Annotated in this window: 28 protein-coding genes and 1 riboswitch; of the genes, 5 read left to right on the top strand and 23 right to left on the bottom strand. The window is 37.7% G+C overall.

Features of this window, described 5'->3' with window-relative positions:
• Positions 1–100: 100 nt before the first annotated feature.
• The 15 genes from BMZ04_RS12715 to BMZ04_RS12645 all read right to left on the bottom strand — a co-directional run bounded on the left by BMZ04_RS12715 (position 101) and on the right by BMZ04_RS12645 (position 12,715).
• On the bottom strand, positions 101–1,429 hold the full coding sequence (locus BMZ04_RS12715) for a short-chain fatty acid transporter (RefSeq protein ID WP_093270984.1): 1,329 nt from the start codon (positions 1,427–1,429) through the stop codon (positions 101–103).
• A gap of 19 nt (positions 1,430–1,448) precedes the next feature.
• Complete coding sequence (locus tag BMZ04_RS12710; protein ID WP_093270980.1) at positions 1,449–2,393, bottom strand: 3-hydroxyacyl-CoA dehydrogenase family protein; 945 nt, start codon at positions 2,391–2,393, stop codon at positions 1,449–1,451.
• Between the two features lie 16 nt (positions 2,394–2,409).
• Positions 2,410–3,234, bottom strand: coding sequence for a beta-keto acid cleavage family enzyme (locus BMZ04_RS12705; protein ID WP_093270975.1), 825 nt, complete (start codon positions 3,232–3,234; stop codon positions 2,410–2,412).
• A 547-nt stretch (positions 3,235–3,781) separates the two neighbouring features.
• The gene (locus BMZ04_RS12700; RefSeq protein ID WP_093270970.1) at positions 3,782–4,090 is read right to left on the bottom strand and encodes a CHY zinc finger protein; all 309 of its coding nucleotides are present in this window, start codon (positions 4,088–4,090) and stop codon (positions 3,782–3,784) included.
• Positions 4,091–4,894, bottom strand: coding sequence for an energy-coupling factor transporter transmembrane component T family protein (locus tag BMZ04_RS12695; protein ID WP_093270966.1), 804 nt, complete (start codon positions 4,892–4,894; stop codon positions 4,091–4,093).
• On the bottom strand, positions 4,887–5,717 hold the full coding sequence (locus BMZ04_RS12690) for an ATP-binding cassette domain-containing protein (RefSeq protein ID WP_255367921.1): 831 nt from the start codon (positions 5,715–5,717) through the stop codon (positions 4,887–4,889). Before BMZ04_RS12690 ends, BMZ04_RS12695 begins: the two co-directional genes overlap by 8 nt.
• Before the next feature lie 11 nt (positions 5,718–5,728).
• Positions 5,729–6,529, bottom strand: a complete 801-nt coding sequence (locus tag BMZ04_RS12685; protein WP_093270959.1) for an energy-coupling factor transporter ATPase — start codon at positions 6,527–6,529, stop codon at positions 5,729–5,731.
• Positions 6,530–7,351 carry an SDR family NAD(P)-dependent oxidoreductase gene (locus tag BMZ04_RS12680; RefSeq protein ID WP_093270956.1) on the bottom strand — a complete coding sequence of 274 codons (822 nt, stop codon included), beginning with the start codon at positions 7,349–7,351 and terminating at the stop codon, positions 6,530–6,532.
• A complete protein-coding gene (locus tag BMZ04_RS12675; RefSeq protein WP_093270952.1) occupies positions 7,348–7,692 on the bottom strand; it encodes a MaoC family dehydratase in 345 nt (114 codons plus the stop codon). Before BMZ04_RS12675 ends, BMZ04_RS12680 begins: the two co-directional genes overlap by 4 nt.
• Entirely contained in the window at positions 7,670–8,068 is a 399-nt protein-coding gene (locus BMZ04_RS12670) for an FAS1-like dehydratase domain-containing protein (RefSeq protein WP_093270947.1), read from the bottom strand. The genes BMZ04_RS12675 and BMZ04_RS12670 overlap by 23 nt, the downstream gene beginning before the upstream one ends.
• The gene (locus tag BMZ04_RS12665) at positions 8,065–9,216 is read right to left on the bottom strand and encodes a thiolase family protein (RefSeq protein WP_093270943.1); all 1,152 of its coding nucleotides are present in this window, start codon (positions 9,214–9,216) and stop codon (positions 8,065–8,067) included. Before BMZ04_RS12665 ends, BMZ04_RS12670 begins: the two co-directional genes overlap by 4 nt.
• Positions 9,213–10,694 (bottom strand): AMP-binding protein, encoded by a 1,482-nt coding sequence (locus BMZ04_RS12660; RefSeq protein ID WP_093270939.1) that lies wholly within the window; start codon positions 10,692–10,694, stop codon positions 9,213–9,215. The genes BMZ04_RS12665 and BMZ04_RS12660 overlap by 4 nt, the downstream gene beginning before the upstream one ends.
• 32 nt (positions 10,695–10,726) lie before the next feature.
• Positions 10,727–11,278: a biotin transporter BioY gene (locus tag BMZ04_RS12655; RefSeq protein ID WP_093270935.1), complete on the bottom strand. Its 552-nt coding sequence runs from the start codon at positions 11,276–11,278 to the stop codon at positions 10,727–10,729.
• A 216-nt stretch (positions 11,279–11,494) separates the two neighbouring features.
• On the bottom strand, positions 11,495–12,001 hold the full coding sequence (locus BMZ04_RS12650; protein ID WP_093270930.1) for a ferritin: 507 nt from the start codon (positions 11,999–12,001) through the stop codon (positions 11,495–11,497).
• 111 nt (positions 12,002–12,112) lie between these two features.
• Positions 12,113–12,715 carry a TetR/AcrR family transcriptional regulator gene (locus tag BMZ04_RS12645; RefSeq protein ID WP_093270926.1) on the bottom strand — a complete coding sequence of 201 codons (603 nt, stop codon included), beginning with the start codon at positions 12,713–12,715 and terminating at the stop codon, positions 12,113–12,115.
• Between the two features lie 196 nt (positions 12,716–12,911).
• Between BMZ04_RS12645 and BMZ04_RS12640 the strand changes: the two genes are divergently transcribed.
• On the top strand, positions 12,912–13,649 hold the full coding sequence (locus BMZ04_RS12640; protein WP_093270923.1) for an SDR family NAD(P)-dependent oxidoreductase: 738 nt from the start codon (positions 12,912–12,914) through the stop codon (positions 13,647–13,649).
• A 68-nt stretch (positions 13,650–13,717) separates the two neighbouring features.
• On the opposite strand, the gene BMZ04_RS12635 is transcribed toward BMZ04_RS12640, so the two are convergent.
• Entirely contained in the window at positions 13,718–14,554 is an 837-nt protein-coding gene (locus BMZ04_RS12635; protein WP_093270920.1) for a squalene/phytoene synthase family protein, read from the bottom strand.
• Positions 14,555–14,768: 214 nt separating this feature from the next.
• On the opposite strand from BMZ04_RS12635, the gene BMZ04_RS12630 reads away from it, so the two are divergent.
• A complete protein-coding gene (locus BMZ04_RS12630; protein ID WP_177184433.1) occupies positions 14,769–15,464 on the top strand; it encodes an alpha/beta fold hydrolase in 696 nt (231 codons plus the stop codon).
• A gap of 183 nt (positions 15,465–15,647) precedes the next feature.
• Here the strand turns inward: BMZ04_RS12630 and BMZ04_RS12625 are convergent, their stop codons facing one another.
• The 3 genes from BMZ04_RS12625 to BMZ04_RS12615 all read right to left on the bottom strand — a co-directional run bounded on the left by BMZ04_RS12625 (position 15,648) and on the right by BMZ04_RS12615 (position 19,472).
• The gene (locus tag BMZ04_RS12625) at positions 15,648–16,817 is read right to left on the bottom strand and encodes an MFS transporter (protein ID WP_093270912.1); all 1,170 of its coding nucleotides are present in this window, start codon (positions 16,815–16,817) and stop codon (positions 15,648–15,650) included.
• A 76-nt stretch (positions 16,818–16,893) separates the two neighbouring features.
• Positions 16,894–17,733, bottom strand: a complete 840-nt coding sequence (locus BMZ04_RS12620) for a MerR family transcriptional regulator (protein WP_177184432.1) — start codon at positions 17,731–17,733, stop codon at positions 16,894–16,896.
• Between the two features lie 74 nt (positions 17,734–17,807).
• A complete protein-coding gene (locus BMZ04_RS12615) occupies positions 17,808–19,472 on the bottom strand; it encodes a hypothetical protein (protein ID WP_093270904.1) in 1,665 nt (554 codons plus the stop codon).
• A 1,105-nt stretch (positions 19,473–20,577) separates the two neighbouring features.
• On the opposite strand from BMZ04_RS12615, the gene BMZ04_RS22020 reads away from it, so the two are divergent.
• Together BMZ04_RS22020 and BMZ04_RS22410 are read left to right on the top strand one after the other, a co-directional pair.
• Positions 20,578–20,799, top strand: coding sequence for a hypothetical protein (locus BMZ04_RS22020; protein WP_143128300.1), 222 nt, complete (start codon positions 20,578–20,580; stop codon positions 20,797–20,799).
• Entirely contained in the window at positions 20,796–20,969 is a 174-nt protein-coding gene (locus BMZ04_RS22410) for a hypothetical protein (protein ID WP_177184431.1), read from the top strand. Before BMZ04_RS22020 ends, BMZ04_RS22410 begins: the two co-directional genes overlap by 4 nt.
• A gap of 51 nt (positions 20,970–21,020) precedes the next feature.
• On the opposite strand, the gene BMZ04_RS12605 is transcribed toward BMZ04_RS22410, so the two are convergent.
• From BMZ04_RS12605 to BMZ04_RS12595, 3 genes are all read right to left on the bottom strand, one after another.
• Positions 21,021–21,335 (bottom strand): DMT family transporter, encoded by a 315-nt coding sequence (locus BMZ04_RS12605; RefSeq protein ID WP_093270898.1) that lies wholly within the window; start codon positions 21,333–21,335, stop codon positions 21,021–21,023.
• Positions 21,335–21,676, bottom strand: a complete 342-nt coding sequence (locus tag BMZ04_RS12600; RefSeq protein WP_093270894.1) for a DMT family transporter — start codon at positions 21,674–21,676, stop codon at positions 21,335–21,337. The genes BMZ04_RS12605 and BMZ04_RS12600 overlap by 1 nt, the downstream gene beginning before the upstream one ends.
• Positions 21,677–21,986: 310 nt before the next feature.
• Positions 21,987–22,086, bottom strand: a riboswitch (guanidine-I (ykkC/yxkD leader).
• 48 nt (positions 22,087–22,134) lie between these two features.
• Positions 22,135–23,382 (bottom strand): MFS transporter, encoded by a 1,248-nt coding sequence (locus BMZ04_RS12595; protein ID WP_093270891.1) that lies wholly within the window; start codon positions 23,380–23,382, stop codon positions 22,135–22,137.
• Between the two features lie 368 nt (positions 23,383–23,750).
• Here BMZ04_RS12595 and BMZ04_RS12590 point away from each other — a divergent pair, with 368 nt between their 5' ends.
• Positions 23,751–24,623, top strand: coding sequence for a putative RNA methyltransferase (locus tag BMZ04_RS12590; protein WP_093271761.1), 873 nt, complete (start codon positions 23,751–23,753; stop codon positions 24,621–24,623).
• Positions 24,624–25,055: 432 nt separating this feature from the next.
• Here the strand turns inward: BMZ04_RS12590 and BMZ04_RS12585 are convergent, their stop codons facing one another.
• On the bottom strand, positions 25,056–25,745 hold the full coding sequence (locus BMZ04_RS12585) for a GNAT family N-acetyltransferase (RefSeq protein WP_093270888.1): 690 nt from the start codon (positions 25,743–25,745) through the stop codon (positions 25,056–25,058).
• Positions 25,746–25,752 lie beyond the last annotated feature (7 nt).

Here is a 25,752-nt window from a genome sequence, read left to right as displayed (position 1 = left end):
ATAAACAAGTTGGGGCACCCTTTTCTTTGTAAAAATCAATAAATATCTCGTCTTTTTTCTTTAAAAAAATTGCACTTAAATCGGTGTAATAGTTATTAAACTACGTGAAAAGTAATATACCTGCAATGGCTACTATATTTCCGACAATAAATAATAGAACGGAGAAACCAATCAAATCACGTAAATCGATTTTAACGATAGCAATCAATGGTAGCGCCCAGAATGGACATACGATATTCCAAATACTTTCGCCCCAAGCAACCCCCATTGCTACTTTCCAGGACTCTACACCTAAAGCCTCAGCTGCTGGCAGCATAAACGGCGCTTGCACAGCCCAATGTCCCCCAGCTGAAGGAACAAATATACTAATAACTAAAGAAGAAAAATAACTAAATAACTCGAATGTTTCATATGTAGCAAAGCTTAATATCCAATCGGAAATAAGCATGACTAGTCCGCTTTCATCCATAATTCCCATAATCCCTGCATAAAAAGGAAACTGCAATATAATACCAGCCGCGGATGATGTCCCAGCTGTAATGGCATTCGAATAATTAATTAGGGATCCGTGCGCTAAAATCCCTAAAACAATAAAAATAAGGATGACAGTATTAATATTTAAGTTAAAGCCGTTGTTGAAGAAGTAATGTAATAGATATCCTAAGCCAACAAGCCCTAGTGATAATCCGATAATTCTACTTTTATCAAGTCGTTCTGCTAACGTAAGACTGGATATATCAACTTTCTCAGGCTCCTTTAATTCGTCTTCAAATAAAGAAGTATCTACAAGTACTTCTTGTCCTTTCTTTGGCGTCATTAATACACATAAAAGTGGGATCAAAATAACTAATGAAATGGTAATAAATAATGCTTGTGGCGCAAAAATTGTTTCTGTTAATGGAATCAATCCCATTTGTTCTTCCGCAAAATGTCCCGCCGTATTAATAAGAAGTGGTACAGATGCTGATAAACCACCGTGTGTAATAATAATACCTGAAAATGCAGCTGTTACTAATAGACGGAAATCAACGTCTTTATGATGCCGAGCAGCTTCCTTTGCTAAAAAACCACCTGCAATTAAGCCTAGACCCCAGTTCAAGTAGTACAGACCCATTGATGCTAAAGCGACAAACAATACTGTTTGCTTCGGCGTACGAGGTAACTTTACAAGCTTTGCCAACAATTTTTTTACGACCTGTGAGGATGCTAAAGCATAGCCCGTTATAAGAATTAAACTCATTTGCATGGCAAATGGTAAAAGTGAAAATAAACCACCACCCCAATCGACGACTAGATCCGTCGGTGCTGTATCCGTAAAAACTAATGCTAAAACTGCTACGACTAGCGTAATGAGCCAGGCTAGCGTAAATGGATTCGGTAAATAGTTGCGCATCACTTTTACGAAAAACAACAATGATTTGTTGATCATGAAAAGTCCCCCTTGTTTGCTACATATAACTTTCCGATGCTTTTAACTGGTGAATAAGCCTTCTATTAAATTGTTTTTTAATCTCTGCACTTTGCTTTTCATCGTACTCAAAAAAACCTTTTCCCGTTTTAATCCCAAGCTCTCCATTAAATACTTTACTTCTTAATAGTTCATTAGATTGTTGACGATTGTCCATTACCTTTAACAAATTATCCCCAACCGTACACCAAATATCGAGTCCACCCATATCGGCAATTTCTAGCTGACCAGCCGTGGCATAACGGAAGGCAGGACCGAATTTCAGTGCTCGGTCCACATCCTCGTAAGAAGCAATGCCTTGCTCAATTATCGAAAATACTTCCCTTGCTATACCTTGTTGAATTCGATTCGCAACTAGGCCCGGCACGTCCTTTAAAACTTTAACGCATTGCTTGTTAATTGATTGATAGAGCTTCTCGACTTTTTCATAAATATGTAGTGGCATATTGCCAAAGAAGGATAGCTCAACAATTGGCATAATATGAGCCGGATTATACCAATGATTGATCATCATACGTTGTTTACGCTCTTCGCTCACGAGCACCATCATACTTTCCAAATCTAGACTAGATGTATTGCTTGCTAAAATCGTATGCTCAGGACAATAGGCATCTAATTGTTTAAAAAGGTTTTGTTTAAGCTCTATAATTTCAGGTGCCGCTTCTATCACATAATCGCATTGTGAAACGGCTTCACGTAAGTCATTGAAATAGCTTATTTTTTGGAGTGCTTTCAAAACAGTGGATTCTTCGATCACTTTTTCATCACTTAATATACGAAGCTCTTGTTCTATATCCTCTGCTACACTGTTTACTCGTCCCTCGTCAACATCGTATAAATGGATTTCATATCCGCTAATTGCAAAACTCGTTGCAATACCATGACCCATTGTGCCAGCACCGATAACGCCGATAGTCTTTATCATTTGCTCCCACTCTCCCTTATTTCAAGCCTAAAATTTGTCGTGCCTCAGCAGGAGTTGCTACTTCTTTATTTAATTCATGAATAATACGAACGGCTCTTTCCACAAACTCTGCATTTGACTTTGCAATTTGGCCTTTTGCATAATATATATTGTCTTCCATCCCAACTCGAATATGTCCACCTAGCGCTAATGTCGTATAAAGGATTGGTAAATGACCTTGCCCGATACCAAAAGCGGACCATGTACAATTTTCAGGGAGTAAACTTTTTAAATATACGAGATTTTCAACAGTAGCTGCTGTACCACCTGGCGCGCCAAGAACGAATTGATAATGTGTTGGTTCTGCTACTAATCCCTTTTTTACGTAATGAAGCGTATTGTATAGCATACCTGAATCAAAGACTTCAATTTCTGGTTTCACGTTGTTATCTATCATCACTTGTCCAAGCTTTTCTAAAAAAGTAGGGGTGTTTAAAAAAATCGTTTTGTGCATCCAGTTCATACTTCCTGCATCAAATGATGCCATCTCAGGTTTTAGTTCGATTAAATGAGCCATACGTGTTTCATCCGTCGCATTCAAATCGCCTGAGGTTGTTAAATTTAAGATAATATCACATTCGCGTTGACGAATAAGCTGTACCGTTTCTTTAAACCTTTCTTTATCCATCGTACCGTTACCTTCTTCGTCAGTCATATGCAAATGCGCTATGGCAGCTCCTGCTTTCCACACTTCGATAACATCATCTGCGATTTCTTTAGGTGTCAAAGGAATATTCGGGTTTTTGTCCTTCGCCGGAAATGCACCTGTCAAAGCTGCTGTAATAATTACTTTATCTTTCATTTATACCACTCCTTCTTTTTGTTACTTATCTGTATTGCAAGAAGCATGCCAAATTACTAATTGCGTAATATAGGGGATTGGTAAAATAAAAAAGGAAAAAATGATGACTTTTTTCATCACTTTTTCCTTTTTTATTTATAAATCGCGCTATTTCAAGATTCACTTAGATGACATTTTTCATCACAGCCGATGATTAATATCATCGATGTAACTAATCATTAAGTTCTTCACCCTTTTAACCGAGTCCAATCAACTGCATTTTATAATAAAAAGCTATTGAAACGATCGCTTAAGAAATTCGATGAAGCTTTGCATCATAGGACTGAAATGCTGATTTTTTCGGTAGATTAGATAAATATGCCGCTCGTTCACATAGTTCGGTAATGGTCGGATGGTTTAATCGACTTAACGAACAGTATTCAATACCGTATTTCCGTTACAAATCCGCTACTTGCTGAAGTCGATGTTCTGATGTTTCCTAGTGTTATTAATTGAAATCCAATAAATCCCAAGAAAGTCCATCTTGGGATTTTAACCGTTAGTATGATCATTCAAAGTAAATCGGATAATGTGCCGCACATCTTTCATTAAAACTTGCCCTACAATGCGTACAGCTATCCGTATGCATATACTCATGAATCGTTAACTCCGTCTGGCAACTACCACAAAGAATAGCTAGTTCACCAAACTGTTGCTTGGACCAACGCTCAATACTATGGTCAGCATCTTCCTCATGGCATTTATAACAAGGATAGTAACGATTACAGCATTTAAATTTAATCGCTATAATATCTTTTTCTGTATGATAATGCGTACAGCGCGTTTCATTGTCCACGACAGCACCATATACTTTCATCTACACTCCCCCTAACCGTATGATGAACACCGTTATCACAAATAAAAAAACGACCGTCCCTACTACGTAATCTATTTGCTGAAATTGCAATAGCTTATAGGCAGTTCTTCCTTTGCCTTTGCCATAAGCACGAGCATCAATTGCGTAGGTTAGCTGCTCCGCTCGCTGAATAGTAGTGAACAGTAAAGGAACTAGAATCGGAATATAAGCAAGCATACGCTTTATTAACGGTAAATTACCGATATCATGCCCTCTTGCTTTTTGAGCGAGCACAATTCGGTCTAGTTCCTGCAATATTGTTGGGATAAAGCGAATCGCAATAACGATCATTAAGGAAAACTGTTCTACTGGGACACGGAGTTTGGATAGTGGTGCTAATAGCTTTTCAAGACCACTAGCTAATTCTAATGGTTTTGTCGTTAACGTTAAAATAGAAGCTAATAGCACAAGTAAAACAATGCGCCAGACGAAACGCACGCCATTTTGTAGCCCTTCCATAGTCAACTCTATAAATGACCAAGACCAAATGACAGTCCCTTTTGTGAGCATGACATTGTATACGAAGGTAAAGGTCAAAATAAATAATATCGGCTTTAACCCTTTCATAAAAACAGAAAACGGGATTTTCGATAGCTTTAAAATTCCAAATACAAACATAGTTGCAATTAAATAACTCGTTCCAGTTTTGAGCATTAGAAAACTCAGCATGATGATAAAGATACTTAAAATCTTCGTCCTCGGATCAAGTCGGTGAAACACAGAATTCGTTTCCATATACTGACCTATTAAAACGGTATCAGACATTTTGAAGCCCCCTTGCCCTCCAAAGCGGGAGAACCTTTTCGAAGATTTCCTGCTCTCTACAACTAGAGACCTTAATCTTCTCACCTGACAATTCTTCTACTATTTTCAAGAACTGCACAGATTCTGGCAAAGACAATCCTATTTTCTCTAGCAAATGGGATTGTTCCAAAAATAATGTACAAGTGTCCAATTGGCCCATAAGGTGACCTTCATGAAATACCATTACCTCATCCGAGTACTCTGCAACATCTTCCATTTGATGCGACACAAATATAATCGTACGGTTTTCTTGTTGCTGCCATTTTTTCAGTAATTGTAGCAATGCGGCTTTACTAACTGGATCTAGACCAGCAGTTGGTTCATCTACAATAAGAAGCTTTGGTTCCATCATTAATACGGAGGCAATTGCTACGCGGCGCTTAAGACCACCACTTAATTGGAACGGAGCTAATGGTAAAATGTCTTCTGTCAGTCCAAGTTGCGGTAATATTTTTGATATTCTCTCTGTTATTTGCGTACTCGACAAGCCCAGTTGCTTTGGTGCAAAAGAAAGTTCCTTGAAGACAGTCGTTTCAAATAGTTGGTGCTCTGGATATTGAAAAACAAAGCCGATTTCTGGAATAACCATTAGTTGTCCCTTGGCATCTCTTTTAACAGGATATTGATCGATTAAATAGTCCCCATCAATATTAGCAATCAACCCTTTCAGCACTTGGACGAACGTGGACTTTCCTGCACCTGTTTGACCAATAATGGATATCCACTTACCTTCTTCGATTGTGCAACTTACATTTCGCAGGGCCATTCGAAGAGAATAGTTCATACTCACATTGTTTAATTGATAGACCATTGTGAACGAATCCCTTCTTTCCAATCTACAGCTAAAGGCTTTTCTAGTTGAAGGATTTTATGTAAACGAACTGTAAAAGGTAGCTGTAATTGATAGTCTGTAATAGCTACTGTTTCAAATAATGTCAACGGGTCACCATCAAATTGAAGACATCCTCCGTGTATAAGTAAAATACGCTCAGCCGTCAGTGCTTCCTCCATATGATGTGTGATATGAATAATCGTCATGCCCTGGCGATGTAAATCGTGCATAATAGATAACACTTGCTTTCTTCCTTGTGGATCAAGCATAGATGTTGCTTCGTCGAAAATAATAACTTGAGGTTGCATTGCCAATATAGAAGCAATAGCTACACGTTGTTTCTGACCTCCTGATAATTGGTGAGGCATCGCTTCTAGAAAATCCTCCATCTGTACAGCACGCAATGCAGCATCCACTCTGCCACGCATTTCTTCCCTTGGGACACGTATATTTTGCAATCCAAAAAGTACTTCATCCATAACGGTTGTTGTGATAAATTGATCCTCTGGATTTTGAAATACGAAGCCTATTTGCTGATGGATTTCGTCAAGATCAGCCGGCTTTGCCGTATCTAGTTGATGAAGCTTTACAGTTCCACTCCTTGGTAATAACAATCCGTCTATTAGCTTTGCAACAGTAGATTTCCCACTACCATTTGCTCCCACAATCGACACAAACTCCCCCGTTCTAATAGTAAAGCTAATATCATCTATGATGGGCTGCCCTTTTTTATAATAAAAATAAACGTGATCGAAAGTAAGCATTTACTCACTTCCCTTTTGGCTTTGCCAAGTAGTAAAAAATGCATCTATACTATTTTCAGAGAATGCTGGAACAGGCTTTTGCCACTTCGTCACTTCCGAACCATTTATACCAAATATTTCACCGGTTAAATCTGTATCTTCCTGTGCAAGAAGCGTCACTACAAAGCGAGCAACATCATCCGCCTCTCCTACTTCCCAAAATTCCGGAAACGGCTCATTTTTACTCGTGTATTTCTTCTTTATATGTTCAATTACGGGTCTAGTCATATCTGTTAAGGCGGCTGGTGAAATGGCATTCACTCTAATATGATTGCGCTTTAGTTCAGCCGCAAGCGTCCACATCATACCGAGCATCCCTGCTTTTGCCGCACTATAATTTACCTGACCAATAGAGCCCCCTAATCCGGCTGTAGAGGTCATTAATAGTATGTCGCCACCATTTTCTTGCATATGAGGAAGTACTCGCTGAATGCTATAAAAAGCACCGTTCAAATGCACATCTATTACCGATTGCCACTCTTCATCTGTCATACGTAGACATTTTTGATCATGCAAATTCCCTGCATTATGTATTAGCACATCTATGTGGCCAAATTGTGCTATAACTGCATCAACCATTTTAGTGACGCCACTCGGATCTGCGACGTCGGCAAGATAGCCTATCGCCTCACCACCAGCTTTATGAACTGCTTGAACAACTTCGTCTATTAACACTTGCTTAGTGCCATTAATGACAACTTGATAATGTGATTGCGCTAGTTGCATGGCAATCCCTTTTCCGATGCCCCTAGTTGAACCCGTAATGATTGCTACTTTTTTCATCGTTGCAACTCCTTTACTAAAAAAGACCCCGCAGCAATCCTATCGCCAGTATCCGCTGTAACCGTCACCTCAATTCTATCTTCCACGCGCTCAAACTTAAAAACTGCTACCATGTCTACAAAAAGTGGTTTTTGAAATTTCATATTGTATGCTGTAATCCATTGCGTAGGATGCTCTTTTATATACAAGGATTGCGCTAGTCCCATGATATACATGCCATGTGCGAGAGGACGCTCGAATCCAGCCTTTTGTGCAGCATCCACATCTAGATGAATGCCCGCTTTATCTTTTGAAACAGCTGCATATTTTTTTATTGCTTCAACTGTTATATGTTTTTTCATGTGGTTCACCTACTTGGATTAATACTGTTTCCGCTGTAACAATGAGATCACCTTCACATTTACAAACGAGCGTATGTGTCAAAAAAGTAAGGACTCCCTGTTTACCTACCTTTTTTTCGACTTTCGTTAACTCTAGCTCACAATCCAACACCATGCCCGCAACTATCGGTGCCTCGTACGAAAAATGCTGCGTACCATGAATCAATGGTATCTCCTCTTTAAGCCATGGAATATCGAACTCTTGCCAAAATATTATAGGCATTGTGGAAGGTGCGATTAATATACCATTGAGCGTTTGCAAAGGAGCTTCTATACTTTGTGCGTACTTTGAAATCCACTCAGACGTCACATATAGTTGTTGCTGTGGCTTTTTCATTCGACTGCCTCCACAAGCGTTGCAAGCCCTATCCCACCGCCAATGCCCAGTGTAGCAAGCCCCTTTTTATAAGGTTTATGTAACATTTCAGCACATAATCGTGTCATTAATATTGCACCCGATGCTCCGTAGGGATGACCAATCGCTAATGCACCGCCTCCTCGGTTTACCTTTTCTAATGGAATATGAAGCTCCTTTAGCGAAGCTAGTACTTGGGAGGCAAATGCTTCATTGAATTCAACTATATCTAATTCATCTACTGTAAGTTGCTGACGCTTTAACACCTTTTGCACAGCTGGAATTGGGCCAATTCCTAAATAGTTTGGATCTACGCCAACTGCTTGAGCATCTACTACTCGTAATATCGGCTTAAGGTTTAGCTCTTCACATTTTTCACGAGACATGATTAATATAAGTGCAGCCCCGTCATTTAGCGGACATGCATTTCCCGCCGTGACCGTACCGTTTTCTTGAAAAACGGGTAACAACTTTTGCAATTTTTCCATACTCGTATTAGCTCTAGGACATTCATCTTCGGCAATCCATTCCCCATTCACTTGAAGAGGCACAATCTCCTGTTCAAATCTCGCATTTTGTTGAGAGTCAACTGCTTTTCGATGACTCTCTAAGGAAAATCGGTCTTGTTCTTCTCTTGTAATTGCATATTTTTTTGCAACATTCTCAGCGGCAATTCCCATATCTGGATCACCAAAAGCACTTGGTGTGAAATGAGCACGTGTATATAATTCTGGGGTACCCATTAACGTTTGAGGCTTAGCCATTTTCCAAGGTGCACGGCTCGTACTTTCAACACCACCCGCTAAATAGACCTCACCAGCACCACTTTGAATTAATCTAGTAGCAATATTGATTGCCTCTAAACCAGAGCCACATTGACGGTCTACAGTAACGCCTGGAATGGTGACAGGTAGCCCTGCTTCTAGCGCAGAAACTCGAGCAATATTGCCTCCCGGTCCTACAACATTTCCAATAATGACATCATCAATGATATCCTTTGGCAAGTTTGTTTCCGTTACAATATGGTTTATAAGCGGTGCAAGTAACTTCTCCGGCTCAAGTGTGCTTAACATGCCACCCATCTTTCCTATTGGCGTGCGTTTCGCCATGACAATCACCGCTTCTGTCATACCATCACCTTCTCCACATAGTCTTTCATCGCTTGACGTGCCAATTTTCCGCTACTTGTATAAATAAAATCATTCACAGTTATAAGTTGCTTCGGTAATTTGTAACTCGCTAAATTATTTCGACAATAATCTTTTATTTCTTCTATTGATAGACGTTGTTGCCCATCCCATTTTATAAGGGCCGTTACTCGTTCTCCCCAGTATTCATCAGGCATCCCAAGCACCATCACTTCTTGAATTGCAGGATGTTGTTGTAGCACCGCTTCTACCTCTTCTGGGTAAATATTAAGACCACCCGATACCAACATATTTTTAACACGACCCGCCAAGTACAAACTCCCATCTTCGTCCATCGATATGTAATCTCCAAGCATGAGCCAACCGTCTCGAAAAACTGCTTCCGTCTCTTTCGGCATATGATGGTATCCTAAAAATATCATGTCACTTTGGATATACAGCTGTCCTATTGTTCCAAATGGTACCTCCTGAAAACGTTCATCGCGAATCGATACTTGAACACCTGCAAAAGGTTTCCCTAAAGAGTTTGGTTTGTTTTCTGCATATACATCTAAATAACTAATATAACTCGCTTCAGATGAACCGTAGAATTCATATAACCTTGCTTCACCGAACATTTCCTTCGCCTTTTTCTTGGACGCCTCTGACCATTTTGAACCTGAGGAAATCAGCGCTTGGATATGCACCTGTCCTGATGCAGTTTGCTCAAGCATTGATTCAATCATCGTTGGAACTACAAATAAAATTGCATTGGGATGCTGATGGCAAAGCAGTAAAACTTCCGTAGCATTAAACTTAGGCAAAATATGAAAAGTAGCCCCACTATACAAGCTCTGCATTAAAGCAAACAATGACAATGATTGGACGAACGGACCTGGAGCTAAAATATGCTCCATCTCTTCGAATCGGAATGCTTCATTCGTCACGGCAAAGCTCTTAATCCACGACAAATGAGTACGCATATATCCTTTTGGAATACCTGTTGTACCTGATGTAAAACCGATAAATAATAATTCGTTCGTGTTATCCATCTTGGCTTCCGTTTTTAAATGAGCTATCCAGTTGTTATAGGAGGCCGCTTCACCAGCAGAAAAGGTCAACATTTGCATCTCTTTCTCTTGTAAATTCAGATTTGCTACTAATGTTTCCTCTACAAAAATCATTTTAGGTTTACACTGCTGTAAAATGGTCATTAATTCATTTGTACTCCATTTTGGATCTAGCGGGATAGGGACGCAGCCCGCATAAATAGCACCGAGAAAAACTTCCACAAACTCAATACGATTGGCGGATAAAATAGCTATATTTTCGTGTTTAAAATCATTTTGCTGGAAACCGCAAGCTACTTTTTTCATCGATTGCACAAGCTCTGAATATGTACGGGATTCCTTTCCATCTGTTAAGGCAATTTTGTCAGGGTGCTCTTTTGCATTATGTAACAATGGTTCTACTAGATTCATCTCTCATCATCCTAATTTAATCGTTCTATATTTTAGATATTAACTTTCTGCTCAATTGGACTAACAGCTTTTATTTGCACAGCAATTATGGCTACAATTATAGCTTTCATTAAATCTCCTGGTAAAAATGCTACAGCCCCCACAAGTCCAGCCCAAACGGAAGTATTTGTGATAATTGCCATTACCGGTGCGCCTATTAAACTAACAAGTACAACGCCAAAAATAAAATTGATAACAATCACTTTCCATACTTTTAACGTTGGCCATACTTTTTCAATAGCAAGTCCGATACAAAATGCAGCAATCGGCCAACTTAATATATACCCAGCAGATGGACCTACTAATGGAGCAAGACCTCCTCGCCCACCTGACAACAAAGGTAGACCTAGAGCGACTAATACGATAAATAAAATCAAACTAAGTGCACCCGTTTTCTTTCCTAAAAAGCTCCCTGCTAGCATAACTCCAAGTGTTTGTGCTGTGATTGGTACAGGAATAAAGCCCAGTGGAATTGGAGGAATCATCCCCAATACCCCTATTAATGCAGCAAATAATGCGGCAAATACCATCTCTTTTGTTTTCATTTTCTTCCCCCGTTAATATAGCGAACTATTATAAATTTTCAAAAGAAGTCGACATCTATGAATAAATAAATCATAGCTTGAATTTTCACTTGTGTAAACATTTTTATGGAAATTAGTTAACTCATTCCCCTGTTAACATAAAAAATCCCAAGAAGAATTGCTTTTCTTCTTGGGATTTTCTATTTGATTAATTAAATCATTATTAACTGCTATTATTTATGCTTCATTCGGTGTAAATGTACGTGACGCTAGCTCAGAATCTAGCATAAAGATTGCATTTGAGTCATTTTGAATTCGTTTAATTTTGTTAATTAGTGTGTCGAATGTTGATTCTTCTTCTACTTGCTCATCGATAAACCATTTTAGAAACGCCATCGTTGCATGTTCGCGCTCGTCTAAAGCGATATCAGATAAGTTATAAATACGACGTGTTACTTCTTTTTCATGTGCTAATGCGGATTCAAATGCATTTAAAATAGATGTGAATTCATTATGTGGTTGATCGAAACCATCAATTGTTGCTCTATATCCTAGGTCACTTAAAAAGTTGTAAAATTTCATCGCATGGTAGCGTTCCTCTTCAGCTTGTACTAAAAAGAAATTGGCGAATCCATCATACGTTTCTACTGTGCAGTATGCTGCCATAGCTAGATAAGCATGTGCAGAATAAAATTCGAAATTCATTTGCTCGTTCAATGCTTCATGTAGTTTTTTAGATAACATTTGTAATACCTCCTCGTATAGTAAATATGGTATGTGGAAATCTTCACCTTCAATTATAAGTATACAACTAGCCATATTATGAAGGAAACTAATTTCCACTATAAACTCATATTAACGCCCCACATACTCAAATGAATAAATATGTGTTTTTGATAGGTCAATTACGTCTTGGATAAATTCCTCCTGGGGAGTATGGAAGTCGTTTGAAATCCAATGGATGATAAGTCCGTAAAAACCATAAGACGTATAACGTTTAAAATAATCCATATTGACGGGAATATCGTTAATCGTTTTGAAGATAAATTGTTCATTGTAAATTTTGGTAATCGTTGATGGTAATTGCGTATGTAAACCAGGTAATGTGTCCTCATATTTAATAAGTTCAAAAAAATGGCGATGTTCATAAATATAAGTCACCAGATTAAATGAGGGAAAATTCAACTTCGTTGTATATACTTTTTGCCCATGAACATATGGCTTCCCAACTGAATCTTCCAGACCTTGAAGCATTGAATGAAGTAAATCATCCGCTAATTCTATTTTATCTTGGAAATGCAAGTAAAAAGTACTACGATTGTAAGCGGCTTGATCCACAATATCTTTCACAGTAACAGCATGATAACCTTTTTCTTTTATCAGTTGGATAAAGGCTTGTTTTAAATGTTCTCTTGTCCGATTTTGTCGTTGTGAAAGTTCATATTGTTCGTTGTTCATTAAATAACCTCCTGTAAATAGACGAATCAATTCAGGGTGTCTACCGTTTAGACACTTAATGATTAAGTAGTGATTGTTTAGTGAAAGTAAAGTGATAAAATTAACTTGTAAACGAATAGTCTAATTAGTCATATATCTGTCAATTATAACAACATACAATTGTTCTCGTGCAATATTAATTTTGGAGGAGATTCTTATGGGTAAATTACAAAACAAAGTAGCAGTTATCACAGGTGGCGCATCAGGTATTGGTGCTGCAACAGCAAGACTTTTCGTTTCAGAAGGTGCAAAAGTAGTTCTTGTTGATTTAAATGAGGAAAAAGGGAAAGCATTCCAAGCAGAATTAAAAACAAACAATGCCGAAGCAATTTTTGTGAAAGCAAATATTACAAGTGAAGAAGATGTACAAGCTATTTTCAAACAAACAATTGAAGCTTTCGGTAAAGTAGACATCGTTTTCAATAACGCAGGAATTGGTCGTGTTCATCCATCACATACGCTAGAATACGCTGAATGGCGCAACACAGTAAACGTTGACTTAGATGGCGTATTTTTAGTCGCTCGTGAAGCAATTCGTGAAATGCTAAAATCAGGTGGCGGCTCGATTGTCAACACAGCCTCTATGTATGGATGGGTTGGATCACCTGGCTCGGCAGCTTACAATGCAGCAAAAGGCGGCGTTATTAACTTAACACGCTCACTTGCACTGGAATATGCAGAGCAAAATATTCGTGTAAACTCATTATGCCCAGGTTTCATCGACACACCGATTATTCCTGAAGAAAGCAAACAAATACTTGCAACGATGACACCAATGAAGCGCCTTGGTCAATCAGAAGAAATGGCAAAAGCTGTACTATTCATGGCTTCAGATGATTCTTCATTCATGACAGGTAATAGCTTAACAATTGATGGTGGGTATACAGCTCAATAATAGATCCTTGCATACAAAAAACCAGACAAAATTTGTCTGGTTTTTATTATTATAATCACTTTATTTCATTAAACCTCTGTTTGCACTTCTTCCACCGTTGCTTCTACTTCCGCACGAGTCATTTTCTCTTTCCCACTCTTTAACGCTTTTAATGTTTTGTGTGCAAGTGCTAGTGGTAGCTTACAGAATAATTTAATGTTACGACGATTGATGGATTTCATGTATTCATCCGCTTTGGCTAAATTACCTTCCGCATATTGAAACATGTCTTCACGTGTCCACCCTTCTGGGAAGAACTGAACTCCGCGTTCTTTATCTTCGTCTTTATTGCGCAATATATTTACTGCCTGCAAACCTCGTCCGTATGCAATTGCCAGCTCTCGGTCTGTATGGACATCTGCACTAGCCTTCCATAAGTTAGAAAGCATTACTCCTACTAAACCTGCAACGTAATATGTATACTCATCAAGATCTTCTTTTGTTTTTACTTGCCAATTCTTTTCTACCCATTTGGCCATACCTTCTGCCATCTCGCTTGAAGACTCTTTTACTTTGTCCACTAAATCCACTGGACAAATTTCAAGCCAATCGCCAAGTCTTAATGAAACCTCTGGCAATATATCTTTAAAAGGTTCTACTAATTGTTCGTACTCTTTTGTATTAAATCCAGTTGCTAACATTTTACTCGTTGCACGCAATAGTGCTTGTTTCTCCTTTGATCCTAGTGCTTCATGATCCTCTATTTCATCTATTGCACGCATCACTAAATAAGCAGATCCAACGGCCTTTTTAAGTTTCGGTTCCAAAAAAGTGATTGGTATATAAAAAGTTCTGCTTGTCTTTTTTAGCATGTCCATTGCTTCTTTTTGTAAAGTTACTGCTTTAGGCACAACGAAATCCTCCATTTCACCACTAAATGTTCTTATCTACTATTGTATCGGATTTTCACGAAAAGACAAAATGACTTCCCTGGTTATTAAAGAAGAAATGTAGCCTTCTTCTTCCCTTTGAATAAAATAGGAATAATGGGAAGTTGCACGGGAACACTAGACAATAATAAACATAGTAAAGGAGGTCAATACCATCCATTATTTAGATATCGGTCAAGGTGAACCTGTAGTGTTAATTCATGGATTAGGAAGTATAAAGGAATCCTGGGAAAACCAATACGAATTATCCTCCAATTATCGATTGATCATACCCGACCTTCGCGGACATGGTGAATCGGAAGAATATGATAATATTTCAATTTCGGTATTTGCACAAGATATTTTATCGCTTCTTGCCTCTTTAGGCATTGAAAAAGCTCATTTTTGTGGACTTTCAATGGGAGGACTAGTCGTTCAAGAAATTTATTGTCAAAATAATAATATCGTCCAATCTATGGTTTTATCTAATACATTTTCTTATGCTCCCACATATTTGGGGCAATTGACGGTTATGAAAGGTGCAAGTAATTTGCATTCATCAACAAGCGACGAGTATACAACCTACACCGCTGAAAAGTGTTTGTATAGAAAAGAGCCCAATTTAATTCATGCGGCTAAAAAAATGTTTCTTATTAAAAAAATGCCCTACATCGCATCCTCTTTTTCAGCGATAAAATCGAATTATCTTCCTATCTTACCGTTTGTTCGTGTTCCTACTTTAATCATCGGAGGACAGTATGATGAGGTAAATCCTTTGTTTAGCGTCCTACAAACGAAATGGTTTATGCCACAAGCTGAATTGGTCATTCTAGGTAACTGTGGACATTTACCTATTTTGGAGAAAACACAAGAATATAATCGTTTACTCACTCGTTTTTTTGCATAAGTAGCAGGAAAGTACCCTTTTAATTATTAGGCATTTGCTCAAGATAGCGACGAACCGCTAGATAGGGACTACAAATCGCAAGATGCTTCTTCCCCTGAAATACACTACGCCTACTGAAAAAGCTATCCTTTGAGTGAACCACCCCGTAATATTTACAGGGTAGTTCAATTTAGGATAGCCTTTTTAGTTAGTTCGCTCTTTCCAAAATAGAGAAATTACAAAGCTAAGTGCAAGTACATACATCGCTAGTACATATGGGTAATCGATATTCACGTCAAACAAAATTCCCGCTATACTAGGACCAATAATATTTCCTACACTCGTAAAAGTGGAATTTAATCCTCCTACAAAGCCTTGCTCATTGCCAGCTATTTTAGACAAATAGGTTGTCAGTGCAGGACGTATTAAATCAAACATTAGGAAAATAACAAAAGTCACAAGTAATATCGACCAGTACGATGACACTTTAATCATAGCGAATATAAATATTGTCGATACGCCCATACAAACTTGGATTAGCCTAATCTCGCCAATTTTTCCTACGATACGGTCAAAGGATAAAACTTGAGCAATGACACCTAAAATGCCACTAACTGTAATGATTAAAGCAATATCTTTTGGTGTAAAGGCGAATTTATGATCGACGAAAAGAGAATAGACCGTTTCAAAAGCAGCCAAGCCAAAGCTTGATACAAGAATGATAATCATAGGAATGAGATAAATTGGTTCCAATACTTTGCGGAATCCTGATTTTGCTACTTGCTTTTCTGCTTTCTTTTCTTCTATTTCTGGTCGTTTGGGCTCCTTCAAAATAATTAGTGAAAAAGCAGATCCTAAAAACCCTAAAGCCGCTGCGAAAAAGAAAGGAAGTCTCGTACCATGTTCAGCCAAAAATCCACCAATTCCAGGTCCAATGATAAATCCTGTGCTAATGGCTGCTGCAACATAACCCATTGCTTTCGGACGTTCTTTTAATGAAGTGATGTCCGCAACAAAAGCGGTCACCGCTGGCATCATGAATGCCGCACTAATACCGCCTAACATTCTAGATATATACAATACCGTGACGTCTTTCCCAAATCCGAAAAGCAGCTCCGACAGTGCAAAAAGAAGCATACCGATCACGATCATTTTCTTACGGCCAAACGTATCAACCCATTTTCCTGCGATAGGAGATACTAATAGTTGTGTAAACGCAAAGGCCGCTACTAAGTAACCCATTGTAGAACCTTCTAGATGCATTTCTCTCATTAGCGTAGGCATAACAGGAATAACTAATCCTATCCCTAAAAACACAACAAATAAATTTACAAGTACTAAATATATTGTCTTATCCAAACTACTTTTTTGCATACCAATTTCATGCTCCTTACTAACTAGTAAAATATACTTTCTATCTATAAAAATAAACCCTATAGTAACTATAGGGTCAAGTAGCTTGAATACGGATTTTTAATTCGATTAAAAATTCATCCTCATTGGAAGCGCTAAAATTTATCGGCATCCAAACGTCATATACAATCGGCTCTATTTCCATCTGATGTTGATCAATATAGTCCATTAATTTTTGATAACAAGTTTCATATGCATTGTCTTTTAATGCAAAAGTGATACTGAGATATTCTCCCTCAGGTATGGTGCTTATTTCTACGTCCTCAAAGTTAATCTCAATTTCCTTGTCTGTCACAGCATGTGTAAATAGGTAGTCGTAATTGATATCTTCTAGCGATTCATATTTACGCAAAGCATATGCACCACCATACAATGTATCAAATACACTTCCCATATCTTCTAGCACCTTACTAATAAGTCCATATTCCTTATTTGGGATATCATTCACACTTATGTTGGATGTTTTTATCTTCACTATTTTTTGAGCAGGCATTCTCTTAACACAAACATGCATCCTATCGGACTCAACTACAAATGATTGTATTTGTTCCTTTTTTCGTTTTAATACTTCTTTAGTTTCTAACAATCTCCGAAATTCCTCGTCAATTCTATTTTCTTGATCCGCCAAATAATTAACTAGTTCTTCAGGGGTCAATGTTAGTACAGATTTAACTTCTTCCAAGGATAGACCAAGGTATTTCAGTGATTTAATAATGTCTAAATAATATAATTGGGTATTTTGATAATATCTATACTGATTGTTCGGGTCAATTTTTAATGGTTTAAATAAATCTATTCGATCATAAAAACGTAAAGTTTGGATAGATATATTACTGAGTTTGGCCACTTCACCTATCGTTAAGTAGTGAATTTTCAAGATATCACCCCTTTTGAGTAAGAAAAGCTATCCTATACAACTAGGATAGCTCCAGACTGTAGCGTATTTGATTTTCACTGACTTTCAATTCCTCTAATCGTTACCTCTTTAACAGGTAAGAATAGTTCTCCTGTGTCTAGGTATGTTACTTGAACAATATCTCCTTCTGCCATATAAACTGCAAGTGGAGCTATTTCAGAAGATACTATATAATTTTCTTTATTATTAAGTAAGAACGAAACTTGAGTGAAGTCTCCAATACGTTCCTTGAACACGCGTGCAACTGTACCATTTACCGATTTTTCTTCAGCATTTGAGCTGCCGTCTACTGTACTTCCACCACGTTGAATAGCTGTTTTATACAGCTTCAATGCTTCGTTTGGTGTGTTTCCGTATACAGATATTTCCGGATTTGCCGCTGATACGATGAAGTAATTTTGTAAAAATCCATTGGAATCCAGCACTGGTGTTAACCAACTTGCCTCACCATAGAAATTATACAGGACTGGCATTTCACCTTCCCATTTCTTTTCGATAAATTTCTTTTCAATGATTTGTAGTGCACCTTGCGAATCCATATATGAATCTTCCAAGTTTCCAGTATAGTAAGTCGCTTTACCAGTTCGACCATCCGTTAATGAATAACCAAGCATCGAATCTACGCCTTCTTTCGGACTTGTAAAGTCGGTAAAGTAATACATTTTACCGTCCTCTCCGAAAATCGGACTAACATTTGCTTCCGTTCCTTCATCAGAAGGCAACTTCACGTCTTTTTTACCGAACAAACTATTCATGAATCCATGTATATATTTCCCATAATAACTATTTTGCAAGCTAACCGTTTCCGGTGATACTGCTCCATCGATAAACGTTGGAGAATCCGCTAGTGCATACGATTCGGTTTGACCAGTTGCTGGATCTACTACTACGATTCCTTCTACATCAAATCCGTTACGAGCAGAGATGAATTTCCCGTAAGAGCGAATGTAATATGGTTTTCCATCCTCATCGATTTCCAATTGTGCATCGCCGTAAAATATTTTCGTCGGATGCTTCATACGCATATGTCTTTCTAAGTTTTTGTGGAAATAAGAAGACGGGGTATAGCTCATTTCCGCTTCAATAAATTCAGGATTATCTGATGAGTCTGTTGCACTCATAGTGAAATAACCAGGCGTTACATCACCATTCCACCATTTGAAGAGTCCCGAGAACTCGACCGGTGCAATATATACATATTCTTCATTTACTTTTTGAATTTGTAAATTGCCTAATTCATAATAGCTTGTATTTGGAACTTGCCCAAATGCTTTTTTCATTTTATTTCGTGCAAATTGGGGAGGTACGCTAGCAGGTGTTTTCGTTTCATCAAACGCTTCGATTTCTACTTTTTCGTCCATTTTAGCCACTTCATATTTTTCATTTGCATTTCCAAAAGGCGCAAATAACATATAACCTGCAACTATTAAACTACCAAGGAATAGCACACCTTTTGCTTTTTGTTCGATTCCTCTTGAAAGAATCATCCCAGCTAAAGTAGCAAGTACGAGCCAAGGCCATAAAGCCGTCCAGTTTCGGTCTAAATTCGTTAAATAATATACAATCGATAATAATATAAATGCTAAAATTGCTAGACCCACGAGAGAAGACACCATGTTCTTCCTCTTAGCAGTTAGCGGTACGACTAATAGTGCAGTAACAACGGCTGCGACGGCCGAAATAATAAATACAAATGTCATACAATCATCTCTCTTTCATATTTTCTACTTAGCTATTATACGGATAGAAGGCCAAACGGTTTCAGGGAAAATTTGTATAGTATAATATAGTGATCTGAACCTTCAGATATATATAGGTATTGATTTCCACAAATGCTATACTATTACCATATACATCCACGTTATCAAAACAAATAAAGGTGATGATGGTTTGCTAAGTCATATACTTATACACCCAATCGCAAAAATATTAATAGCCTTCTTATTATTCATCCCTATCTTCATTTCAACCTTTACTACTACTCTACTTACCGCTGGGATTTCCGCTGCAGGGCGGACGCTTTCCACGGGGTGAGCGTTGAGCCATCACCGACGCTACGCTTACGCTTGTGATGTCTCATCTGTCTCACTCATCCCGTAGGAGTCGCCGCCCTTTCGCTCCAATCCAAGAAAAGTGCTAGCTAATCAAAGTCACTGTTTTTAAATTCAATCTTATATAGTATTTCTTGAAATTAAAATCAATAAATGATTTGACGAGACATAACACGCTGTGAACGCTACAAATCTGTCTTAATGATGCGATTACAGCAATCTACGTTGCCCATGAAGTGATTATTACTATTCATTTGTTGCTATTGTTAAGTACTTATTTCATATTTAATGCATACGAATGGAGGAAACAGTATCCCCTAAACCCTATGAGCATTTTAGGAATAAGGAGCAACAATTAGATTCCACTAGGATTTCCGCTGCAGGGCGGACGCTTTCCGCGGGGTGAGCGATGAGCCATCGCCACCCTTTCGCTCCAATCAATCATTTACATGGCTTTACTTAAGCTGATTAAAGACTCTTTAATACTATAAAGGGGGGAAATTAAATGGCTTTCCATGCTAAAATCCAAAGATTGTTTTTAGCTGTATTTTTGTTATTACCAGTGATAAATATTATATTTAGTATTATCACTCAATCTATTGGGTACTTTTTCTATTATAATATTTTGCTTACTCTCTTCATTATTACTCTATTCTTTTTAAAATATACTTTCACCATTCATGATGGACATTTGAATTTCGAAACTTATCTTATGACTATTTGTATTTACAAAAGAGTAATTTATCCTTCCCAAATGAAAATTGTTGAGTTCAAACGTTATAGTTGGACTACACAAGGGGCCCTCATTCGTATTAGAAAGGGTTTAAATTTACGACTTGTTCTTTTCTCACCTAATGAGATTTTCAATGAATTACTTACATTTGCATATAAACATGACATACAGACATCTAAATCTAAAGATTATCAACTACTAGAGAGAAGAAGTAAATATATTACGAAGGAGAAAACTTTATGAGAGCAATAACCGGACTATATATCATCATCGTATTAATGCAATTTATTACGCTAACCAATATTACATTATTTAATGGAGAATGGAATGGAATAGCTATGTTGTTAAGTACCTGCTTGTTTATAGCTGGAACAGCATTTTTCTTTATGAATCGAAAAACAAAACGTTCGTAAAAGTGCCCCCTCTTATTACTGAATAAGTGATAAGAAGGGGTTTTTATTCTTTTAAGAGACAAGTTTTAATCCTATTGCTGCTCCTAATACCATTGCGATAAAAAGAAGTCTTTTCCAGTCTTTTGCCTCCCCGTATAAGATCATACCTAAAATAGCACCCCCAGATGCGCCGATTCCTGTCCATATGGCATAAGCTGTTCCCATAGGAAGTGTTTTCATCGCATAGGCTAGAAAAAAGAAGCTACCTCCAAATCCAAGAAACAGAAGAACAAACGCTTGCCAGTTACGATCCTTATGCAATTTGTTAATCATCGCCACACCAAACATTTCAAAAACCCCTGCTACCATTAGTGAGATCCACGCCATTATTGCTCATCTCCTTCTTGCACTTTGTCTTTTGTAACTAATTTCAAACCAACTACACCGGCCAATAAAATAACAATCAACAGTATTTTACTTAGTTTAAAGTCTTCTCCAAAGAAGAGAATTTCAGAAATGACAGTTCCCGCTGTTCCCATTCCGACAAAAACAGCATATACAGTCCCGACAGGAAGCTTTCGACCAGCAATTATCATCAAATAAAAGCTAACAATAATCGAAATAACCGTCCCCGACCAAGTCCAGAAATCACTGGCATGCTTTAAACCGATAACCCAAAAAACTTCAAAGAAAGCTGCAATATAAACTTTCAACCAATCTTTATTCACAAAAATCCCTCCAAATTTTGATAAAATCAATTACGCCTCGGCGTAATTGCGTCCAGATTTTGAATCGAGCTTGAGGCCTACAGGAAGTAGGTCATGCTCCTGCGGTTACTCGTCGCAGAAAGACATTGCAGTCGTTGCGACAAAAGTTCTTTTGCGACGAGCTTTGCGCAGGAGCAGGACGTCGCGAACTTAGACTGCCCTCTTTGACTCCATTCAAAATCTGTGACATCCGCCGGAGGCTTTATCTTGATTCAGCAAATTTATTTGCTGAATCAAGATAAAAAAAGCCTAAGAGAACTGTAAAAACAGTTTCTCCCAGGCTTTTATCCTTCCGTGACACAGCGTAAGCTGCGAGTTTTCTCTCGGTCACAGACCAACTTCCTCGTTGCGGAACCCTAGAAAACATTTAACGTATGCAATTAATTTACATTATACACATTTTGATGGCTGTTTCAAATTTACTGTTTTACTATTAGTTTGTTTTTCAACGTAAGATCAATAGTTTTTCCATTTGTCTCGATGCCATTTCTCCAGGAAAAAGTCACGAATATAGATGTTATTATTAGTATTCCGCTAAGCGCAATAAAACAATAAATGATTAGACCCGCTGATACCATACCTGTAAAAATGCTAAGTAAAACAATCCTTAATAGAAGTCCAATAGATCGGAATAAGCTATCCACTCTTCCTATTATTTCATTTGGTATTCGGTCCATTAAAAAAGAATTTCGGGCAACACGCGCTCCACTATTTCCTAGCGCAATAAAAAACATAAGTGATAAGTAAAAAGGAATATTAGCGATTACAATCAAAGAAATAGCAATTGTATAAGTAATAACACTATATATTATCGTCTTTTCATCCCCAAATTTTTTAGCAATGATAGGCACGATAATTCCGGCTATTACCGCTCCTACCCCATAAACCATACTTTGTATTCCGTAAAAACTCCCAGAAGCTTTTAGCACATCCGCTAAATATACAGGAAACAGGTAGTTAGTAATCATAACACCTATAAAAGGCATGATAGAGAAAAATAAAAATAGGAACATGGCTGGCCGTCTCCACATGTACGTTAAGCCCTCGGTACCTTTAGATTTGGAATTATCCTTCGCATTACTTTTATTAAATCTCATATAAGGAATTTTTACGTACAAATAAATCGCTGCGATGTAGGCAAATACATTAAGTAGCAAAATATAATGTAAATCCCACTTAGACAGTAAAATACTAGCTAAAGCTCCTGCTATGACACTTGATAGTTGCCCTTGAACTTCCATCGTTCCATTTAGCGTTTTATATTGGTCTTTATTAAATATTTCTTGATTTAAAGCAAACATTGTAGGAAAAAAAACAGTGTAATATAAGCTGCCTATTATATAAATAATTATATAATGCCATATCTCATAAGAAAGGCCTACAAATCCGATAGCTGAAAAAAATAGTAACATAAAAAAACTTGCTATATTGCTCGTTAATAGCAATTTTTTTCGAGATATTTTATCAATTAGACTGCCAACTAGGGGGGTAATCAAGAAACTAATTATTGTCATACATATAGTAACGTAACCAAATACTGCACTGCCATTATCACTGGATACGAGCATCCACGGTATTGCTATCATCGTTATGCCAGATCCAATAGAAGAAGCAATATTAGCAAAAATAATTAGACGGAATCGGGAATCGTTATATAAATCTTTCATGTTAATACATCCCTTCAGTTGTGAAGTTCACTCGGATCCTAAGTTCGCCTCATAAATGTTCTTATTATTCTAACTATAGCGGGAGTTTCCTTTTCTGTATTCAGTCATACGTCTTGAGTGATTCTCCTACTTATTACTGAACTATTAGAAAGTAGTTATTAGAGATGCTATAATCTCTTCCATATTGGCTGATTGTTCTTCAGAAGTTGTTTCATCTTGTATAGGTGTTTTCATTCTTATTGCTTTAACGACATTTGCAATTAAAAAATAGCCTTGCTACACTATTTATAAACAATTACCCACATTCTCATTTCATGGGGTCATTCGTTCATTTTCTATAGAAAATATGAGGTGTTATTTTGTCTAAAATGACCAATAGAATTAAAAGCGCACAATATGTAAGTGGGTTGGAATCCATCTTTAAATGTCCTATTTGCGACTCTCCCATGAGCGTTTATGAATTACAAAGTTTAGTTTGCGCAAACAATCATACATATGATTTTAGTAAACAAGGATATATTAATATGCTTAGTCATCCTATAAAAACAAAATATGGAAATGACCTTTTTGAGGCACGGAGAAAGCTGATTGCAGAAGGTCACTTTTTTGAACCATTGAGCAGCGCGATTGCTCAAGTTATTAAAGAACAAAAAAATCCGGCATTTATCCTTGATACCGGGTGTGGCGAGGGTTCGCATTTATCTCATATATGCGATACGGTTAGTGCTGATTTGGAGAAGCCTGTACACGGGATAGGCATTGATATTTCCAAAGAAGGTATCTTAGCAGCCGCTAAGAACTATACGGATAAAGTTTGGTTAGTAGCAGATCTTGCGAAAATGCCATTTAAAGAAGAACAATTTGATATTATTTTGAATATCCTATCCCCTTCTAATTATGCGGAGTTTAATCGCCTTTTGAACGATGATGGCTTAATAATCAAAGTAGTCCCTCAATCAGATTACTTAAAAGAATTAAGAGAGATTGTCTATGATAAACCAGAGAAGCAAGCATACTCTAATGCAGATACAGTTGATCTATTTAAAGAGAATTTCCAAGTAGTAAATACTTCTCGAATACGTTATACGAAGAGCTTGGACAATCCGCTTATTCATGCATTGGTTCGTATGACTCCTTTAACTTGGGCAGCTTCAGAAGAAAAGCTTAAGGGCTTTTTGGATAGGGAATCTGCAGATATAACTGTGGATTTGGAGATTCTAATCGGCAGAAAAACAATCTGAGTGCAAGAGTGAAACTAGGTGTCTCAGACTGTCGACAAACCCAATTTTGGGTGCATTGAGTTGTATATCAAATTAGGCAAGGACCACCACTTCGCTTTCCGTGGGCTCGGCTTCAGCCTCGGGCCAACACGAGGTTGGTCATGAAGGCGTTGCCGCAGGACGCGGCGTTCTTAGCCTTCCTTCCTCAAGCGTTCCTGCAGGGTCTTCTGCTCAAGCTGTTCCTACAGGAGTCTTCGTGGTGGTCCTTGCCTAATAAACACTTCCTAATATATATCCACGATTATTACTTTTAATTGGCTAAAGCAACCTCTTAGGAGGTTTTATTATCATTCATAATCGATTTTTAAAAACTTTTGTCGTCAACCTGTAACACCTAGTGAAACTAGGTGTTACCCTTTTTTAGGATATTCTTTTTCTTATGTTGCGCATAACTTAAACATACAAACCTTTTTCCTCGTAAGTTACATACCATTCATCTTCTTTTTGCATGATACTTGTACCGATCCAACCTTCTGCAAGTAGCTGCTGTTGTTTTTCCGTATCTGCCATGTTGATATCCAACACTTCGCTACTCGCTTCTCGTTCCTCATCCAATTTTTTATAAAATACATAACGAATCATGTCGCCGTATTTCTTTTTCAATGCACCAATTACCATACCTTGGCTTAGCTTATCTTTTAAGCTTGCAATATTGAATGGAGCGACGGTTGCGCATACATGCGTATACGGAGATGCGTCTAGTATTTCCATTACAATCGTTCCTAGTTTTTTCTGTAGACCAAATCCACGGTAATCCGGGTGCACGTTTGTAATTTCTTGATAGACGACCTTTTCTAACTGCTCCGTTTCAAGTCCGATATCATAGCCAAGATGATGTTCATCTATTTCAGGTATAGCTAATGCACGGAACGCGATTAACTCCCCTTCTACAAATACACCTACCATTAAATTTTTGGAGATTGCATCTTCATATTCTTCTCTAGTTAATGGTGATAGAAAATCATCGTTTATCAATGTTCCTAGTACAATATTTTGAAGGCGCAAAATTTCTTCCACCTTATCTTTTTTCAATACGCGAACTACATAATCTTTATCGCCGAGCATTCCTGACCATTCTTTCATATAAACA

The sequence above is a fragment of the Psychrobacillus sp. OK032 genome (assembly GCF_900111345.1).
Classification (GTDB): Bacteria; Bacillota; Bacilli; order Bacillales_A; family Planococcaceae; genus Psychrobacillus.
This window is presented reverse-complemented; position numbering and strand designations above follow the sequence as displayed.

Bases quoted from the DNA above. Each gene is read 5' to 3' on its own strand.
- BMZ04_RS12715 (WP_093270984.1), bottom strand. From the start codon at position 1,429: ATGATCAACAAATCATTGTTGTTTTTCGTAAAAGTGATGCGCAACTAT.
- BMZ04_RS12710 (WP_093270980.1), bottom strand. From the start codon at position 2,393: ATGATAAAGACTATCGGCGTTATCGGTGCTGGCACAATGGGTCATGGT.
- BMZ04_RS12705 (WP_093270975.1), bottom strand. From the start codon at position 3,234: ATGAAAGATAAAGTAATTATTACAGCAGCTTTGACAGGTGCATTTCCG.
- BMZ04_RS12700 (WP_093270970.1), bottom strand. From the start codon at position 4,090: ATGAAAGTATATGGTGCTGTCGTGGACAATGAAACGCGCTGTACGCAT.
- BMZ04_RS12695 (WP_093270966.1), bottom strand. From the start codon at position 4,894: ATGTCTGATACCGTTTTAATAGGTCAGTATATGGAAACGAATTCTGTG.
- BMZ04_RS12690 (WP_255367921.1), bottom strand. From the start codon at position 5,717: ATGAACTATTCTCTTCGAATGGCCCTGCGAAATGTAAGTTGCACAATC.
- BMZ04_RS12685 (WP_093270959.1), bottom strand. From the start codon at position 6,529: ATGCTTACTTTCGATCACGTTTATTTTTATTATAAAAAAGGGCAGCCC.
- BMZ04_RS12680 (WP_093270956.1), bottom strand. From the start codon at position 7,351: ATGAAAAAAGTAGCAATCATTACGGGTTCAACTAGGGGCATCGGAAAA.
- BMZ04_RS12675 (WP_093270952.1), bottom strand. From the start codon at position 7,692: ATGAAAAAACATATAACAGTTGAAGCAATAAAAAAATATGCAGCTGTT.
- BMZ04_RS12670 (WP_093270947.1), bottom strand. From the start codon at position 8,068: ATGAAAAAGCCACAGCAACAACTATATGTGACGTCTGAGTGGATTTCA.
- BMZ04_RS12665 (WP_093270943.1), bottom strand. From the start codon at position 9,216: ATGACAGAAGCGGTGATTGTCATGGCGAAACGCACGCCAATAGGAAAG.
- BMZ04_RS12660 (WP_093270939.1), bottom strand. From the start codon at position 10,694: ATGAATCTAGTAGAACCATTGTTACATAATGCAAAAGAGCACCCTGAC.
- BMZ04_RS12655 (WP_093270935.1), bottom strand. From the start codon at position 11,278: ATGAAAACAAAAGAGATGGTATTTGCCGCATTATTTGCTGCATTAATA.
- BMZ04_RS12650 (WP_093270930.1), bottom strand. From the start codon at position 12,001: ATGTTATCTAAAAAACTACATGAAGCATTGAACGAGCAAATGAATTTC.
- BMZ04_RS12645 (WP_093270926.1), bottom strand. From the start codon at position 12,715: ATGAACAACGAACAATATGAACTTTCACAACGACAAAATCGGACAAGA.
- BMZ04_RS12640 (WP_093270923.1), top strand. From the start codon at position 12,912: ATGGGTAAATTACAAAACAAAGTAGCAGTTATCACAGGTGGCGCATCA.
- BMZ04_RS12635 (WP_093270920.1), bottom strand. From the start codon at position 14,554: ATGGAGGATTTCGTTGTGCCTAAAGCAGTAACTTTACAAAAAGAAGCA.
- BMZ04_RS12625 (WP_093270912.1), bottom strand. From the start codon at position 16,817: ATGCAAAAAAGTAGTTTGGATAAGACAATATATTTAGTACTTGTAAAT.
- BMZ04_RS12615 (WP_093270904.1), bottom strand. From the start codon at position 19,472: ATGACATTTGTATTTATTATTTCGGCCGTCGCAGCCGTTGTTACTGCA.
- BMZ04_RS22020 (WP_143128300.1), top strand. From the start codon at position 20,578: ATGAAAATTGTTGAGTTCAAACGTTATAGTTGGACTACACAAGGGGCC.
- BMZ04_RS22410 (WP_177184431.1), top strand. From the start codon at position 20,796: ATGAGAGCAATAACCGGACTATATATCATCATCGTATTAATGCAATTT.
- BMZ04_RS12605 (WP_093270898.1), bottom strand. From the start codon at position 21,335: ATGGCGTGGATCTCACTAATGGTAGCAGGGGTTTTTGAAATGTTTGGT.
- BMZ04_RS12595 (WP_093270891.1), bottom strand. From the start codon at position 23,382: ATGAAAGATTTATATAACGATTCCCGATTCCGTCTAATTATTTTTGCT.
- BMZ04_RS12590 (WP_093271761.1), top strand. From the start codon at position 23,751: ATGACCAATAGAATTAAAAGCGCACAATATGTAAGTGGGTTGGAATCC.
- BMZ04_RS12585 (WP_093270888.1), bottom strand. From the start codon at position 25,745: ATGAAAGAATGGTCAGGAATGCTCGGCGATAAAGATTATGTAGTTCGC.